The sequence below is a fragment of the Enterobacter cloacae complex sp. 370H10 genome, assembly GCF_050031535.1.
Taxonomy (GTDB): Bacteria; Pseudomonadota; Gammaproteobacteria; order Enterobacterales; family Enterobacteriaceae; genus Enterobacter; species Enterobacter intestinihominis.
The window spans coordinates 3204273-3219835 of sequence record NZ_JBLGWG010000001.1; the positions used below are offsets into that span (position 1 = coordinate 3204273).

Consider the following 15563-nt stretch of genomic DNA (forward strand, 5'->3'; position numbering starts at 1 on the left):
AGGACATGCAAGATAGCGCTGAAACGTTTCAAGAAGTCTTGTCTTTTCTACAAAAGGTTGCAAGAAAAGTTACATTTCTTGTTGCAGAATTTAGAAGTGCAGCACATTTCTTCTTCAATAGGGAGGTTTTTGCTGATGTTCAGCAAACAGGTTCAGCACGCTTCAGCGAAACAGCGTTAAACTGAAATGCTATTTTGATTTATTGTGGCAATCTTGATTTTGCCCTCTGTTTATTTAATGACAGGCGGCGTAAACTCCGCCTCTCTCTGTTACTCGCAAAGACTGAACATGCATAACACCCCCGCTGCCGCCTCACCAAAGCCCTTTGATTTGACGTCAACGGCGTTTTTGATTGTTGCTTTCCTCACCGGTATTGCCGGTGCGTTACAAACGCCTACGCTGAGCCTGTTTCTGACCAACGAAGTCCACGCCCGCCCGGCGATGGTTGGCTTCTTCTTCACCGGGAGCGCCATCATTGGCATCCTGGTCAGCCAGTTTCTGGCCGGGCGTTCCGACAGAAAAGGCGATCGTAAAAGCCTGATCGTCTTTTGCTGTCTGCTGGGCGTTTTCGCCTGCGTGTTGTTTGCCTGGAACCGCAACTATTTCATTCTGCTGTTTGTTGGGGTGTTCCTGAGCAGCTTCGGCTCGACCGCCAACCCGCAGATGTTCGCCCTTGCCCGCGAGCATGCCGACCGCACCGGGCGGGAAGCGGTGATGTTCAGCTCAATACTGCGCGCGCAGGTGTCGCTTGCGTGGGTGATTGGCCCCCCGCTCGCCTACGCACTGGCAATGGGTTTTGGCTTTACGGTAATGTACCTCAGCGCGGCGGTAGCCTTCGTGGTGTGTGGCGCAATGGTATGGTTCTTCCTGCCTTCCATGCGTAAAGAGCCGAAAGTGGCGACCGGTACGCTGGAAGCACCGCGGCGTAACCGGCGCGACGCACTACTGTTATTCATTATCTGTACGCTGATGTGGGGAACGAACAGCCTCTATATCATTAATATGCCGTTGTTTATTATTGATGAGCTGCATCTGCCGGAGAAGCTGGCCGGGATCATGATGGGAACCGCCGCGGGGCTTGAGATCCCCACCATGCTGATTGCGGGCTATTACGCGAAGCGCTTCGGCAAGCGCTTTTTGATGCGCATCGCCGCCGTTGCCGGGCTGCTGTTTTATGTCGGTATGCTGACGGTTCATACGCCAGCCCTGCTTCTTGCTTTACAGCTGCTGAACGCCATTTACATCGGCATTCTGGCCGGTATCGGCATGCTCTACTTCCAGGATCTGATGCCGGGTCAGGCAGGCGCTGCCACTACCCTTTATACTAATACCACCCGCGTGGGCTGGATTATTGCAGGCTCACTGGCGGGCATTGTGGCTGAAATCTGGAACTATCATACGGTGTTCTGGATTGCGCTGGTGATGTGCGTCCTGACGCTGAGCTGCCTGACGCGAATTAAGGACGTTTAAGGCGCGGTGAGCGCTTCCAGCTCAAGCAGATAAGTGATGGCCTGCTGGCGCGTACTGCCGCACATTTCGGCGCCAGGCTGGAGCCCGGAGCACACCTTCGGGCGTAAAGGCGAGCCAAATATCATGCACAGGTTGGAGTCAGAGAGCTGAACGCAGCGGGTATTGGCAGGCTTGCCTTGTGGCATGCCTGGAATGGGGCTTGAGATGGACGGTGCGGTACAGCACGCGCCACAGTCGGAACGACAATCCATACATGCTCTCTGTTGGTGGCAGATGCCCGCGCAGTCGGGCATTGCGCGCACAGTAACACCTTTTATGTATTGATAGCAAAACCCACGAATTCCGCTTGCCTGAAAGGCCGCGCGCGAGTAATTTGGCGCGATATTTTTTACCTCCCGTAAACAGGATTACTGCAATGCCAAGAGCGAACGAAATCAAGAAAGGTATGGTACTGAATTACAACGGCAAACTGCTGATTGTGAAAGATATCGACATTCAGGCACCCAGCGCCCGTGGCGCAGCAACGCTGTATAAAATGCGTTTCTCCGATGTCCGTACCGGCCTGAAAGTGGAAGAACGTTTTAAAGGCGACGATATCGTGGATACCGTGACCCTGACCCGTCGCTACGTTGATTTTTCTTATATCGACGGCAACGAATACGTGTTCATGGATAAAGAAGATTACACCCCGTATATCTTCACCAAAGATCAGATCGAAGAAGAGCTGCTGTTTATTCCTGAAGGTGGAATGCCGGACATGCAGGTGCTGACCTGGGATGGCGTGCTGCTGGCGCTGGAGCTGCCGCAGACCGTTGATCTGGAAATCGTTGATACGGCACCGGGCATCAAAGGCGCGTCTGCAAGCGCGCGTAACAAACCGGCTACCCTGACTACCGGTCTGGTCGTACAGGTGCCAGAATACCTGTCAGCGGGCGAGAAAATCCGTATCCATATCGAAGAAAAACGCTATATGGGTCGCGCTGACTGATTCTGGCGTTTGCCGGGTGGCGGCTGCGCCTTACCCGGCCTACAAAAACACAAAAACCGGCCTCAGAGCCGGTTTTTCGTAGGCCCGGTAAGCGTAGCGCCACCGGGCAATCAGGCTTACAGAAGCTCTGGATACTTCGTCATTTTCAGCGCCAGCTCAATACCGCGCACTTCCGCCATCCCTTTCAGACGGCCAATCGCCGAATACCCTGGATTCGTTTTCTTGCGCAGATCGTCCAGCATCTGATGCCCGTGATCCGGACGGAACGGGATAGGACGTACATCCCCCGCCTGCTTACGACGTACTTCTTCAGAGAGAATGGCATCCACCACCGCAACCATGTTCACGTCGCCGCCAAGGTGGGCTGCTTCATGGAAGGTTTTTGGATTCTCTTCACGGCAGGTTGCACGCAGGTGAGTGAAATGAATGCGATCCCCAAAGGTTTCGATCATCCGCACCAGATCGTTATCCGCACGCACGCCGTAAGAGCCCGTACACATGGTAAAGCCGTTGTAGATACTGTCCACCGTCTCTTTTAGCCACTGCATATCCTCAATGGTCGACACGATACGCGGCAGGCCGAGGATTGGGCGCGGAGGATCGTCCGGATGGACCGCCAGCCGCACGCCCGCTTCTTCTGCCACCGGCACGATAGCGCGCAGGAAGTGCGCCATGTTTTCACGCAGTTGGTTTTTATCGATATCGCCATATTCCGCCAGGCGCGCGCGGAACTGATCGAGGGTATAGCCCTCTTCCGCCCCCGGCAGGCCCGCGATAATATTGCGAACCAGCTTCTCAATGTCCGCTTCACTGGCGGCATTGAACCACGCCAGCGCCTGCTGCTGCTCTTCGGCGGTGTAGTCTGCTTCCGCCCCCGGACGCTTCAGAATGTGCAGCTCGAAAGCCGCAAAAGCGATTTGATCGAAACGCAGCGCCTTCGAACCATCGGCCATTTCATATTCCAGGTCGGTACGCGTCCAGTCCAGAATTGGCATAAAGTTATAGCAGACGGTATCAATACCGCAGGCCGCCAGGTTACGAATGCTCTGCTGATAATTCGCAATCCAGGTTTCACACTCACCGGAGTGGGTTTTGATATCTTCGTGAACCGGAATACTTTCCACGACAGACCAGGTTAACCCCTTCTCTGCCAGCTGAGCCTGACGCTTTTGGATTTCCTCCACCGGCCACACCTGACCGTTCGGAATATGATGCAGCGCCGTGACCACACCCGTTGCGCCAGCCTGACGCACATCATCAAGAGAAACCGGATCGTTCGGCCCGTACCAACGCCAGGTTTGTTCCATTGCCCCACCCTCTCAAGTTGTTATACCAATATGAATTACCTCAATGACGACTACCATACATGTTTAATCGGAGTGGTCAACACAGCGCGCGACATTGATTGATCAAACTCACATAACCGGGATATTTACGGCTTACCAATTTAATTTGTTGTCATATAACTTTACACTGGCATTGTTAATTAATGGTTAATCAGGTGTGTACTACATGAAGACTATTGCCTCCACCGCGCTTCCTGCTCATGTCCAGCAGCCCCGCTACGATCGCGAGCAGTTACGCTCCCGCATCGTCCATTTCGGCTTTGGCGCGTTCCACCGGGCGCATCAGGCGTTGTTAACAAACCGGGTGCTGAACGCCAAAGGAGGCGACTGGGGTATTTGTGAGATTAGCCTCTTTAGCGGCGATGTTCTCATGCGCCAGCTCCGCGCGCAGGATCATCTGTTTACCGTGCTGGAGAAAGGTGCCGAAGGCAATCAGCCCATTATTATCGGTGCGGTAAAAGAGTGCCTGAACGCAAAACTCGACTCGCTGGCAGCCATTATTGAGAAGTTCTGCGAACCGCAGGTGGCCATTGTCTCCCTCACCATTACCGAAAAAGGCTACTGCATCGATCCGGCGACGGGGAAACTGGATATGCACAACAGCCGCATTCTGCACGATCTTGAGCATCCGTCTGAGCCGCATTCCGCGCCGGGTATTCTGGTCGAAGCGCTTCATCGCCGCCGCGAGCGCGGCCTGCCGGCGTTTACCGTGCTCTCCTGCGACAACATTCCCGATAACGGCCACGTGGTGAAAAATGCCGTTCTCGGCATGGCCGGAAAGCGATCCGCAGAGCTGGCCGGATGGATCGAGGCGCACGTGAGCTTCCCTGGCACCATGGTCGACCGAATCGTGCCCGCCGCCACTGACGCCTCACTCGCGGAAATCACCCAGGAACTTGGCGTTGAAGATCCCTGCGCCATCAGCTGTGAACCGTTCATTCAGTGGGTAGTGGAAGATAACTTTGTCGCCGGGCGTCCGGAATGGGAGGTTGCAGGCGTACAGATGGTTGAGGATGTCCTGCCCTGGGAGCAGATGAAGCTGCGGATGCTGAACGGCAGCCACTCCTTCCTGGCGTATCTGGGCTACCTTGCCGGCTACGCGCACATAAATGAATGTATGCAGGACGACAGCTTCCGCGAGGCTGCCCGCAGGCTGATGCTGAATGAGCAGGCCCCTACGCTGCGCATCACCAACGTCGATCTGACAGCCTATGCTGACAGCCTGCTTGACCGCTTCGCCAACCCGGCGCTACAGCACCGCACCTGGCAAATCGCTATGGACGGCAGTCAGAAGCTGCCTCAGCGCATGCTGGATGGGATCCGCATGCATCTTGAGCGTAACACCGCCTGGCCATTACTGGCGCTGGGCGTCGCAGGCTGGATGCGCTACGTCAGCGGGACGGACGACCAGGGCAACGCCATTGACGTGCGCGATCCGCTGAGCGACAAGTTTCAGGCCATTGTCGCTACCAGCAGTGACGCAGAACGCGTTAGCGCCCTGCTGAGGCTAAAAGAAATCTTTGGCGACGACCTGCCGCAAAACCCTGTCTTTGTCGAGGCAATCACCGGCGCGTACCAGCGCCTCGTCCGGCTCGGCGCGCGTCAGGCCGTTTTCGAAACGTTAAAAATTTAGCGATTATTGCGTTTAAGGCGAACGGTTTTACGCTCCGTTCGCCCTCCCTCTTCTCAATGCCCGATTTTTTCGTCAGGATGATAGATAGTTGTTACTACATCACAATTATTTATCGGAGCGCACGTGACCAAAACCAACCTGATCACCGGTTTTCTCGGCAGCGGTAAAACTACGTCCATTCTGCATTTGCTGGCCAATAAAGATCCGGCGGAAAAGTGGGCCGTGCTGGTCAACGAATTTGGCGAAGTGGGGATCGACGGCGCGTTGCTCGCCGACAGCGGCGCGATGGTGAAAGAGATCCCGGGCGGGTGTATGTGCTGCGTGAATGGTCTGCCGATGCAGGTCGGGCTGAATACGCTGCTGCGTCAGGGCAAGCCTGACCGTCTGCTGATTGAACCCACTGGGCTGGGTCATCCGAAGCAAATTCTTGATTTACTGACCGCCCCGGTCTACGAGCCGTGGCTTGAGCTGCGTGCGACGCTTTGCCTGCTCGACCCCCGCCAGCTGCTGGATGAAAAAGCGATCAATAACGACAATTTCCGCGACCAGCTCGCCTCGGCAGATATCATCGTGGCGAATAAATCCGATCGCGCGACGCCTGAAAGTCAGGCCGCGTTCAATGCCTGGTGGCAGCAGGCTGGCGGTGGACGTCAGTATGTGCAGACCACCCAGGGCAACATTGATGGCGCCCTGCTCGATCTTCCCCGCCTCAACCAGACGCAACTGCCTGCCAGCGCAGAGCATTCGCATAGCCACGGCGCGAAGCAAGGTCTGGCTGCGCTGAGCCTGCCCGAACATCAGCGCTGGCGTCGAAATCTGAACAGCGGCCAGGGACACCAGGCCTGCGGCTGGATCTTCGATGCCGATACGGTTTTCGACACCATTGGTATACTGGAATGGGCGAGACTGGCGCCGGTTGAGCGGGTAAAAGGGATCATGCGCACCCCGGATGGTCTGGTGCGCATTAATCGTCAGGGCGAGGATTTCTTTATAGAAACCCAGAACGTCGCACCACCCGACAGCCGGATAGAGTTAATTAGTGCGGTTAATACCGACTGGAATGCCCTCCAGTCAAGCCTGTTGAAGCTTCGTTTAAGTTTGGGCGGCTAACGTTGCCCCTGATTTCACACATTGCTGAAGACTATGACGACTCGACTTCCTGCTATTTTATTGCTCAACGCTGCCGGTCTGGCGCTCTTTTTCTCCTGGTATATCCCGGCGGATCACGGTTTCTGGTTCCCGCTGGATTCCGGGCTGTTCCACTTCTTTAACCAGGCGCTGGCGAAGAGTGAAGCCTTCCTGTGGCTGGTGGCGATCACCAACAACCGCGCGTTTGACGGCTGTTCGCTGCTGGCAATGGGCTGTCTGATGCTCTCCTTCTGGCTGAAGGAGGACAAAACGGGTCGTCGTCGTATTCTGATTATCGGCCTGGTCATGCTGCTGGCAGCCGTGATTATCAACCAGCTGGCGCAGCATCTGATGCCGGTTAAACGCGCCAGTCCGTCGCTCTCTTTCCCGAATATTAACCGCGTCAGCGAGCTGCTTCATATTCCAACCAAAGACGCCTCGAAGGACAGCTTCCCGGGCGACCACGGTATGATGCTGCTGATTTTTGCTGGCTTCATGCTGCGCTATTTCGGTAAAAAAGCCTTCGCCATCGCCCTGGTTATTGTGGTGGTATTTGCATTCCCGCGGGTGATGATTGGTGCTCACTGGCTGACAGATATCGCCGTAGGCTCCCTCACGGCGGTGTTAATTGGTTTACCCTGGGTGCTGATGACTCCCCTGAGCGATCGCGTAATAAGTATTTTTGATCGCTATCTTCCCGGCAAATTTAAACAAGTCTGAAACAAATAAATAACGCTAATTAACACCATTCATCAGGGATCGTTTTCGATCCCTGAGTCACTTCTTTCCGGCATCATTCAGCGCTGTCATCATTCCGTCATACAATTCGTGATAAAAATGAAGCAATTGCAGGGATTACCGGTATGAATGGCGGCATTTTGAGCAATTCCGCACTGTAACGTTGTGTATCACATTTTCTTATAAAAAAACGGTCTTTTTTGCTCGCAATGCCCTTTGCAATCGGTTAACCTCGAACTCGTTTTGCCCCATTGAGATAATTATTATCGTGGTGAATAATTTTGTGCGTTGTGCCACAGATTTCACCATAAAGAATTGTCTCATTGTGAACAGATAATTAGTCTCGTCACGGTTGGCATTTTTATAACGATATTTTCGTTAAGGACTTCAAGGGAAAACAAACAAAATGGTCAAATCTCAACCAATTTTGAGATATATCTTGCGGGGGATCCCGGCGATTGCAGTGGCGGTTCTGCTTTCGGCATGTAGTACGACGAACACCGCGAAGAATATGCATCCTGAGACGCGTGTTGTGGGAATGGAAGATTCCTCTTCACTGCAAGCCTCTCAGGATGAATTTGAAAATATGGTACGTAATCTCGACGTTAAGTCGCGTATTATGGATCAGTATGCTGACTGGAAAGGCGTGCGTTACCGCCTGGGCGGCAGCACCAAGAAAGGCATCGATTGCTCCGCATTCGTACAGCGTACTTTCCGTGAGCAGTTTGGGTTAGACCTTCCGCGTTCTACTTATGAACAGCAGGAAATGGGCAAGTCCATTTCGCGCACTAAACTGCGGACGGGCGATTTAGTCCTGTTCAGAGCAGGTTCAACCGGTCGACACGTTGGCATCTATATCGGTAACGATCAGTTTGTCCATGCTTCCACCAGCAGTGGTGTGACGATTTCCAGCATGAACGAACCTTACTGGAAGAAGCGCTACAACGAAGCTCGCCGCGTTCTGAGCCGTAGTTAATATTGCTGTCGTATCGTTGGTTATCCCTTGGCTGGCGATACGATTAAAAAAGCACTGCTCCGGCAGTGTTTTTTTTTGCCCGTTACACTGATAGACATCCCGCGTCATTTCAGGAATCACGACATCTATGTTTACCCGCTACTTCTCCAGCAACCGCAAGATACTGTTTCTCAGTATTCTGACGGGGTTGTTTACCGCCCTGCTTCTGAGTGCGTTACAGTTTTACTGGAGTTATCACAAGCGAGAAGTCAGGTACGATACCCTCATTACGGATTTAAGCGTCTACATGGAGAGCTTTTTCGACGAGCTTAAAACCTCTATTGATACGCTCCAGCCGCTCACGCTGAACAGCTGTGAAGAGGTCAGTGCGGCGCTCACCTCACGCGCGGCCTTCAGTATTAACGTGCGCGCCTTTTTGCTGGTCCGGGATAAACAGGCCTTCTGCTCTTCGGCAACAGGTCCGATGAATACCCCAATGGAAACGCTTATCCCTCAGCTACACATCAGCAAACCTGTTGATATCGCGCTCCTGCCGGGTACGCCCATGCTGCCGGATAAACCCGCGATCGCTATCTGGTATCGCAATCCGCTGGTAAAAGACGGCGGCGTATTTACCTCCGTGAACATCAACCTGACGCCTTACCTTCTTTATACGTCACGTCAGGATGAATTTTCCGGAATATCGATCGTCATTGGCGACTCCGCGTTATCCACCCAGTCCGGAATGCTGGTTCAGGCGCGGGATTTGCCTGACGTCCCCGCTCGCACCGCCACGCTGAAAAATATTCCTCTGACCGTTAACGTTTATGCGCAAGCCTGGAAGACCGATGAACTGCTCTACGCCGTGTTCTTCGGCCTGGTCTGCGGCATTGCGGCAGGTCTGCTGAATTTCTATATTCTCACTATCCGTCTGAATCCCGGGAAAGAGATCCTTACGGCCATCAAGCACGACCAGTTCTACGTGGTCTATCAGCCCGTCGTGGATGCGCAGTCGCTCAGAATGACCGGGCTGGAAGTCCTGATGCGCTGGAAGCACCCGGTGATGGGCGAAATTCCACCGGATGCCTTTATTAACTTCGCTGAAGCGCAGAAGCTGATTGTCCCGCTGACGCTGCATCTTTTTGACCTGATTATCCGCGATGCCCCTGTCCTGCAAACGGTTCTCCCGCCTGGTGCCAAGTTTGGGATCAACATCGCGCCCGGTCATCTGCATGCGGAAAGCTTTAAGGAGGATATGCGCGCGTTTGCCGCTGCCCTTCCGCCCGATCACTTCCAGATTGTGCTGGAAATAACCGAGCGCGACATGATCAACCACCGCGAGGCAAATCAGCTGTTTGAATGGCTGCACAATGAAGGTTTTGAAATCGCCATCGATGATTTTGGCACCGGCCACAGCGCGCTGATCTATCTGGAACGCTTCACGATGGATTACCTGAAAATTGACCGTGGCTTCGTGAATGCCATCGGGACTGAAACCGTTACCTCGCCAGTGCTTGACGCGGTGCTGACGCTGGCAGAACGCCTGAATATGTTAACCGTCGCCGAGGGTGTTGAAACGCCCGAGCAGGCGGCGTGGCTGCGCGAGCATGGCGTGAACTATCTTCAGGGCTACTGGATCGGCCGACCAATGCCGCTGGAGCAGTTCAGGACGTGGCAACCCGACATCACGCTCGGGGAATAATTTCACAATCACGGCGCTGTCCCTTATTATTCTCCTCAACCGAGCCTGCCTGTGAACAAAGGGATCCGCCGCACTATGATTATGCGCGTTGTATTGATGCTGTTGGCGCTGGTGAGCCTGTCGAGCCAGGCGCAGACCATCAAAGAGAGCACGGCCTTTGCCGTCATTGGCGAGCCGAAGTATGCGGTCAACTTTACTCACTACGATTATGTGAACCCCGCCGCCCCGAAAGGCGGGAACGTGACGCTTTCCGCGACCGGAACGTTTGACAACTTTAACCGCTTCGCCCTGCGCGGTGTGGCGGCAGCGCGTACCGAATCCCTCTATGACACGCTGTTCGTCACCTCCGACGACGAGCCCGGCAGCTATTATCCCCTGGTCGCTGAGAACGTGCGTTACGCCGATGATTTTAGCTGGGCAGAAATCGCGATTAATCCGCGGGCGCGTTTTCACGACGGTACGCCGGTTAGCGCCCGCGATGTGGCGTTCACCTTTCATAAATTTATGACCGAAGGCGTGCCGCAGTTTCGTCTGGTGTACAAGGGCACCACGGTGAAAGCCATCGCCCCGCTGACCGTGCGAATCGAACTCCCTGAGCCAAACAAAGAGAATATGCTGAGCCTGTTCTCCCTGCCCGTCATGCCCGAATCATTCTGGAAAAACCATAAGCTGAGCGATCCCCTCTCTTCCCCGCCGCTGGCCGGAGGACCGTATCGCATTACCGACTGGCGAATGGGCCAGTACGTGATCTATTCCCGCGTGAAAGATTACTGGGCAGCCACGCTGCCGGTAAACCGGGGCCGCTGGAACTTCGATACAATCCGCTACGACTACTACCTGGATGATAACGTGGCCTTCGAGGCGTTTAAGGCAGGCGCATTTGATTTACGTGTCGAGAACAGCGCCAAAAACTGGGCGACCCGGTATATCGGAAAAAATTTCGCGAAAGGCTATATCGTTAAAGACGAACATAAAAACGAATCCGCGCAGGACACGCGCTGGCTGGCGTTTAATATTCAGCGCCCGGTTTTTTCCGATCGTCGGGTGCGTGAAGCTATTACCCTGGCGTTTGATTTCGAATGGATGAACAAAGCGCTGTTTTACGGAGCCTACAGCCGGGCGAACAGCTATTTCCAGAATACTGAATATGCCGCCCGTGATTATCCCCACGCGGACGAGCTGGTTTTGCTGGCGCCAATGAAAGCGGAGCTCCCGCCGGAAGTGTTCACCCGCCTATTTGAACCGCCAAAATCCGACGGAAACGGGTTCGACCGGGACAACCTGCTGAAAGCCAGCAAACTGCTGGATGACGCTGGCTGGGTGTTGAAAAATCGGCTACGAGTAAATGTTAAAACTGGTAAGCCGCTCAGCTTCGAACTGCTGATTGCCTCCGGCGCAAACGATCAGTGGGTGCTGCCGTTTAAGAAGAACCTTGCCCGTCTTGGGGTGACCATGAATATCCGCCAGGTCGATATTGCCCAGCTGACCAACCGCAAGCGCAGTCGCGATTACGACATGATGCAAACCCTGTGGGCTGCCCAGCCGTGGCCGAGTTCAGACCTGCAAATCTCCTGGGCATCGGGGTATATCGACTCCTCCTACAACGCTCCGGGGGTAAAGAGTCCGGTGATTGATGCGCTGATCGCGAAAATCGTTGCCGCTCAGGGCGATAAAGAGAAACTTCTGCCGCTCGGGCGCGCGCTTGACCGGGTGTTAACCTGGAACTATTACATGCTGCCGATGTGGTACATGGGTGAAGATCGCGTGGCCCGCTGGGACAAATTCTCCCTGCCCGCCGTTCGCCCGGTTTATACGCTTGGTTTTGATACGTGGTGGTATGACGTGAATAAAGCCGCAAAACTGCCCGCAGCGCGGCGTTGAGGAGTGACGATGGGCGCTTATCTTATCCGCAGGCTGCTGCTGGTTATCCCGACGCTATGGGCCATCATTACCATTAACTTTTTTATCGTGCAGATTGCCCCCGGCGGCCCGGTGGACCAGGCGATTGCGGCCATAGAATTTGGTCACGCTGGCGGCATGCCGGGCGGCGGCGGTGAAGGAATGGGGGCCAGCCATGCCCGGACGGGCGTGGGCAATATCAGCGAAAGCCACTACCGGGGCGGTCGGGGACTGGATCCGGAGGTGATCGCCGAGATCACCCATCGCTATGGTTTTGACAAGCCGCTGCACGAGCGATATTTCAGGATGCTCTGGGATTATGTCCGTTTCGATTTTGGCGACAGCCTGTTTCGCAGCGCCTCGGTGCTAACCCTGATCAAGCAAAGCCTGCCGGTTTCCATCACGCTCGGACTGTGGGGGACGCTGATTATTTATCTGGTCTCCATTCCGCTGGGGATCCGCAAAGCGGTCTACAACGGTAGCCGTTTTGATATCTGGAGCAGCACGTTCATTATCATCGGCTACGCTATCCCGGCGTTTCTGTTTGCCGTGCTGCTGATTGTCTTTTTCGCTGGCGGCAGTTATTTCGATCTCTTCCCGCTGCGCGGGCTGGTCTCTGCGGATTTCAGCACGCTGCCGTGGTATCAGAAAATCACCGATTACTTCTGGCACATCACGCTTCCGGTGCTGGCGACGGTTATCGGCGGTTTTGCGGCGCTTACGATGCTGACCAAAAATGCCTTTCTTGATGAGATCCGCAAACAGTACGTCGTCACCGCGCGCGCCAAAGGCGTCGGTGAAAAGCAGATTATGTGGAAGCACGTTTTTCGTAACGCCATGCTGCTGGTGATTGCCGGTTTTCCCGCCACGTTCATCAGTATGTTTTTTACCGGCTCTCTGCTGATAGAAGTGATGTTCTCTCTCAACGGTTTAGGGCTGCTCGGCTATGAGGCCACCGTCTCCCGTGATTACCCGGTGATGTTTGGCACACTGTACATTTTCACCCTGATCGGCCTGCTGCTGAATATCATCAGCGATATCAGCTATACGCTGGTCGATCCCCGTATCGATTTTGAGGGCCGCTGATGTCGCGTTTAAGCCCCGTCAATCAGGCCCGCTGGGCGCGCTTTCGCCACAACCGTCGCGGCTACTGGTCGCTGTGGATCTTCGCCGTCCTGTTTGCCTTAAGTCTGTGTTCCGAACTGATTGCCAACGATAAACCCCTGCTGGTGCATTTCAAAGATCGCTGGTACGTGCCGGTGCTTACTACCTATAGCGAAAGCGATTTTGGCGGTCCGTTTGCGACGCCAGCCGAGTATCAGGATCCCTGGTTACGTGAACAGATCGCGCAGCACGGCTGGGCGCTTTGGGCACCGATTCGCTTTGGCGCGAACAGTATTAACTACGCCACGTCCACCCCCTTCCCTTCCCCGCCTTCCTCGCAGAACTGGCTGGGAACGGACGCCAACGGCGGCGATGTGCTGGCGCGCATCCTCTATGGCACCCGCATCTCGCTCCTGTTTGGGCTGCTTCTGACGCTCTTAAGCAGCGTAATGGGCGTCGTGGCGGGCGCCGTGCAGGGCTATTACGGTGGAAAAATCGATTTGTGGGGGCAGCGCGTAATTGAAGTCTGGTCCGGTATGCCGACGCTGTTTCTGATTATCCTGCTGTCCAGCGTAGTACAGCCTGGCTTCTGGTGGCTGTTAGGCATCACCGTTCTGTTCGGCTGGATGGCACTGGTCGGCGTGGTGCGCGCGGAGTTTCTGCGCACGCGAAATTACGATTATATTCGCGCCGCGCAGGCATTAGGCGTGAGCGATCGCGCAATTATCTTCCGTCACATGCTTCCCAATGCGGTGGTGGCGACCCTCACCTTCCTGCCGTTTATTTTGTGTAGCTCCATTACCACCCTGACGTCGCTCGATTTTCTTGGTTTCGGTTTGCCGCTGGGCTCACCGTCTCTTGGCGAACTGCTGTTGCAGGGCAAAAACAACCTCCAGGCCCCCTGGCTGGGCATCGCCGCATTCCTCTCCGTGGCTGTGCTGCTTTCCCTGCTGATTTTTATTGGCGAAGCCGTGCGCGATGCCTTCGATCCCAACAAGGCGGTATGACATGACCCGGCCTCTTCTGAGCATAGAAAATCTGTCGATTGCGTTTTCAAAGCAGGGCGAATCTCGCCCGGTGGTGACGGATTTATCGTTGCAGATCCAGCGCGGAGAGACGCTGGCGCTGGTCGGGGAATCCGGCTCCGGTAAGAGCGTTTCGGCGCTGTCGGTGCTGCGCCTGCTCCCTTCCCCGCCGGTCAGCTATCCGCACGGGGATATTCTGTTCCATGGACAATCCCTGCTGAACGCTGATGAGCAAACCCTGCGCGGCATTCGTGGCAATAAGATTGCCATGATTTTTCAGGAGCCGATGGTGTCGCTCAATCCATTGCATACGCTGGAAAAACAGCTCTATGAAGTGCTGTCACTTCATCGGGGAATGCGTAAAGAGGCAGCGAGGGGGGAAATTCTGGACTGCCTTGAACGCACCGGCATTCGTAATGCGGCGAAACGGCTGAACGATTTCCCGCATCAGCTTTCCGGCGGCGAGCGCCAGCGCGTGATGATCGCGATGGCGCTGCTGACGCGCCCCGAACTGTTGATTGCGGATGAACCCACCACCGCGCTGGACGTCACGGTGCAGGCGCAAATTCTGCAACTGCTGCGTGAACTGCGCGACGAGCTGAACATGAGCCTGCTGTTTATTACGCATAACCTGGGCATCGTGAAAAAGCTCGCTGACGCGGTGGCCGTGATGCAAAACGGCCGCTGCGTCGAACAGAACAGGGCAACTGCCCTGCTGAGCGCGCCTCAGCACCCGTATACACAGCGCCTGCTCGATAGCGAACCCTCTGGCGACCCGGTTCCGCTTAACGCTGACAGCGCACCGTTGCTGAAGGTTGAGGACCTGTCGGTGTCATTCCCGATCCGCAAAGGCATTTTGCGTCGCGTGGTCGATCACAATCATGTTCTGAAAAACATGAGCTTCTCTCTGCGTCCGGGCGAGTCGCTTGGGCTTGTGGGCGAATCCGGTTCGGGCAAAAGCACCACCGGCCTGGCGCTGCTGCGCCTGATCGCCTCGCAGGGAAGCATTCTCTTTGACGGCATGCCGCTGCAAAACCTGAGCCGCCGCCAAATGCTGCCCGTCCGCCCGCGGATGCAGGTGGTCTTTCAGGATCCGAACTCTTCGCTGAACCCGCGGCTGAGCGTATTGCAGATTATTGAAGAGGGCCTGCGCGTTCATCAGCCCGCGCTGACGGCACAACAGCGTGAAATCGACGTGAAGCGGGTGATGGCGGAAGTGGGTTTAGATCCCGATACCCGGCACCGGTATCCGGCTGAGTTTTCCGGCGGACAGCGGCAGCGTATAGCGATTGCCCGCGCGCTGATCCTGAAACCGGAGCTGATCGTGCTGGACGAGCCTACCTCTTCACTGGACCGCACCGTGCAGGCGCAAATTCTGGCGCTGCTGAAGGGGCTACAGGAAAAGCATCGGCTGGCCTATATCTTTATCAGCCACGATTTACAGGTGGTGCGTGCGCTTTGCCATCAGGTGGTGGTATTGCGGCAGGGAGAAGTCGTTGAGCAGGGAGAGTGCCAGCGCGTATTCACTGCGCCTGCGCAGGATTACACGCGCCAGCTATTGTCCGCTGACTAGCA

14 protein-coding genes are annotated in these 15563 nt (G+C 55.2%); 12 read left to right on the top strand and 2 right to left on the bottom strand.

Going from position 1 to position 15563, the window contains the following annotated elements; all coding sequences use genetic code 11:
* The first annotated feature begins 5 nt into the window (after positions 1–5).
* Entirely contained in the window at positions 6–185 is a 180-nt protein-coding gene (locus ACQG2Q_RS15835; protein ID WP_139152663.1) for a hypothetical protein, read from the top strand.
* Between the two features lie 103 nt (positions 186–288).
* Positions 289–1470, top strand: a complete 1182-nt coding sequence (gene setB / locus ACQG2Q_RS15840; protein ID WP_063841550.1) for a sugar efflux transporter SetB — start codon at positions 289–291, stop codon at positions 1468–1470.
* On the opposite strand, the gene ACQG2Q_RS15845 is transcribed toward setB, so the two are convergent.
* Positions 1467–1721, bottom strand: coding sequence for a YkgJ family cysteine cluster protein (locus ACQG2Q_RS15845; RefSeq protein ID WP_023300591.1), 255 nt, complete (start codon positions 1719–1721; stop codon positions 1467–1469). The two genes, setB and ACQG2Q_RS15845, sit on opposite strands and share 4 nt — an antisense overlap.
* A gap of 164 nt (positions 1722–1885) precedes the next feature.
* Between ACQG2Q_RS15845 and yeiP the strand changes: the two genes are divergently transcribed.
* Positions 1886–2458, top strand: coding sequence for an elongation factor P-like protein YeiP (yeiP, locus tag ACQG2Q_RS15850; RefSeq protein WP_063849712.1), 573 nt, complete (start codon positions 1886–1888; stop codon positions 2456–2458).
* A 116-nt stretch (positions 2459–2574) separates the two neighbouring features.
* On the opposite strand, the gene uxuA is transcribed toward yeiP, so the two are convergent.
* On the bottom strand, positions 2575–3765 hold the full coding sequence (uxuA, locus tag ACQG2Q_RS15855; RefSeq protein WP_022648722.1) for a mannonate dehydratase: 1191 nt from the start codon (positions 3763–3765) through the stop codon (positions 2575–2577).
* Positions 3766–3970: 205 nt separating this feature from the next.
* Between uxuA and ACQG2Q_RS15860 the strand changes: the two genes are divergently transcribed.
* From ACQG2Q_RS15860 to yejF, 9 genes are all read left to right on the top strand, one after another.
* Positions 3971–5437 (top strand): mannitol dehydrogenase family protein, encoded by a 1467-nt coding sequence (locus ACQG2Q_RS15860; RefSeq protein ID WP_063849713.1) that lies wholly within the window; start codon positions 3971–3973, stop codon positions 5435–5437.
* Between the two features lie 123 nt (positions 5438–5560).
* Positions 5561–6547 (top strand): CobW family GTP-binding protein, encoded by a 987-nt coding sequence (locus ACQG2Q_RS15865; protein WP_022648724.1) that lies wholly within the window; start codon positions 5561–5563, stop codon positions 6545–6547.
* A 33-nt stretch (positions 6548–6580) separates the two neighbouring features.
* The gene (locus ACQG2Q_RS15870; protein ID WP_023306616.1) at positions 6581–7285 is read left to right on the top strand and encodes a phosphatase PAP2 family protein; all 705 of its coding nucleotides are present in this window, start codon (positions 6581–6583) and stop codon (positions 7283–7285) included.
* A gap of 424 nt (positions 7286–7709) precedes the next feature.
* On the top strand, positions 7710–8279 hold the full coding sequence (mepS, locus tag ACQG2Q_RS15875) for a bifunctional murein DD-endopeptidase/murein LD-carboxypeptidase (RefSeq protein WP_003859364.1): 570 nt from the start codon (positions 7710–7712) through the stop codon (positions 8277–8279).
* Positions 8280–8406: 127 nt separating this feature from the next.
* Positions 8407–9960 carry a cyclic di-GMP phosphodiesterase gene (locus ACQG2Q_RS15880; RefSeq protein ID WP_038416427.1) on the top strand — a complete coding sequence of 518 codons (1554 nt, stop codon included), beginning with the start codon at positions 8407–8409 and terminating at the stop codon, positions 9958–9960.
* 75 nt (positions 9961–10035) lie between these two features.
* Entirely contained in the window at positions 10036–11841 is a 1806-nt protein-coding gene (locus tag ACQG2Q_RS15885; RefSeq protein WP_038416428.1) for an extracellular solute-binding protein, read from the top strand.
* A gap of 9 nt (positions 11842–11850) precedes the next feature.
* Positions 11851–12945, top strand: coding sequence for a microcin C ABC transporter permease YejB (locus ACQG2Q_RS15890; RefSeq protein WP_003859369.1), 1095 nt, complete (start codon positions 11851–11853; stop codon positions 12943–12945).
* Positions 12945–13970 carry a microcin C ABC transporter permease gene (locus tag ACQG2Q_RS15895; RefSeq protein WP_063849714.1) on the top strand — a complete coding sequence of 342 codons (1026 nt, stop codon included), beginning with the start codon at positions 12945–12947 and terminating at the stop codon, positions 13968–13970. Before ACQG2Q_RS15890 ends, ACQG2Q_RS15895 begins: the two co-directional genes overlap by 1 nt.
* 1 nt (position 13971) lies before the next feature.
* Positions 13972–15561, top strand: coding sequence for a microcin C ABC transporter ATP-binding protein YejF (yejF, locus tag ACQG2Q_RS15900; RefSeq protein WP_022648729.1), 1590 nt, complete (start codon positions 13972–13974; stop codon positions 15559–15561).
* The last annotated feature ends 2 nt before the right edge of the window (positions 15562–15563 follow it).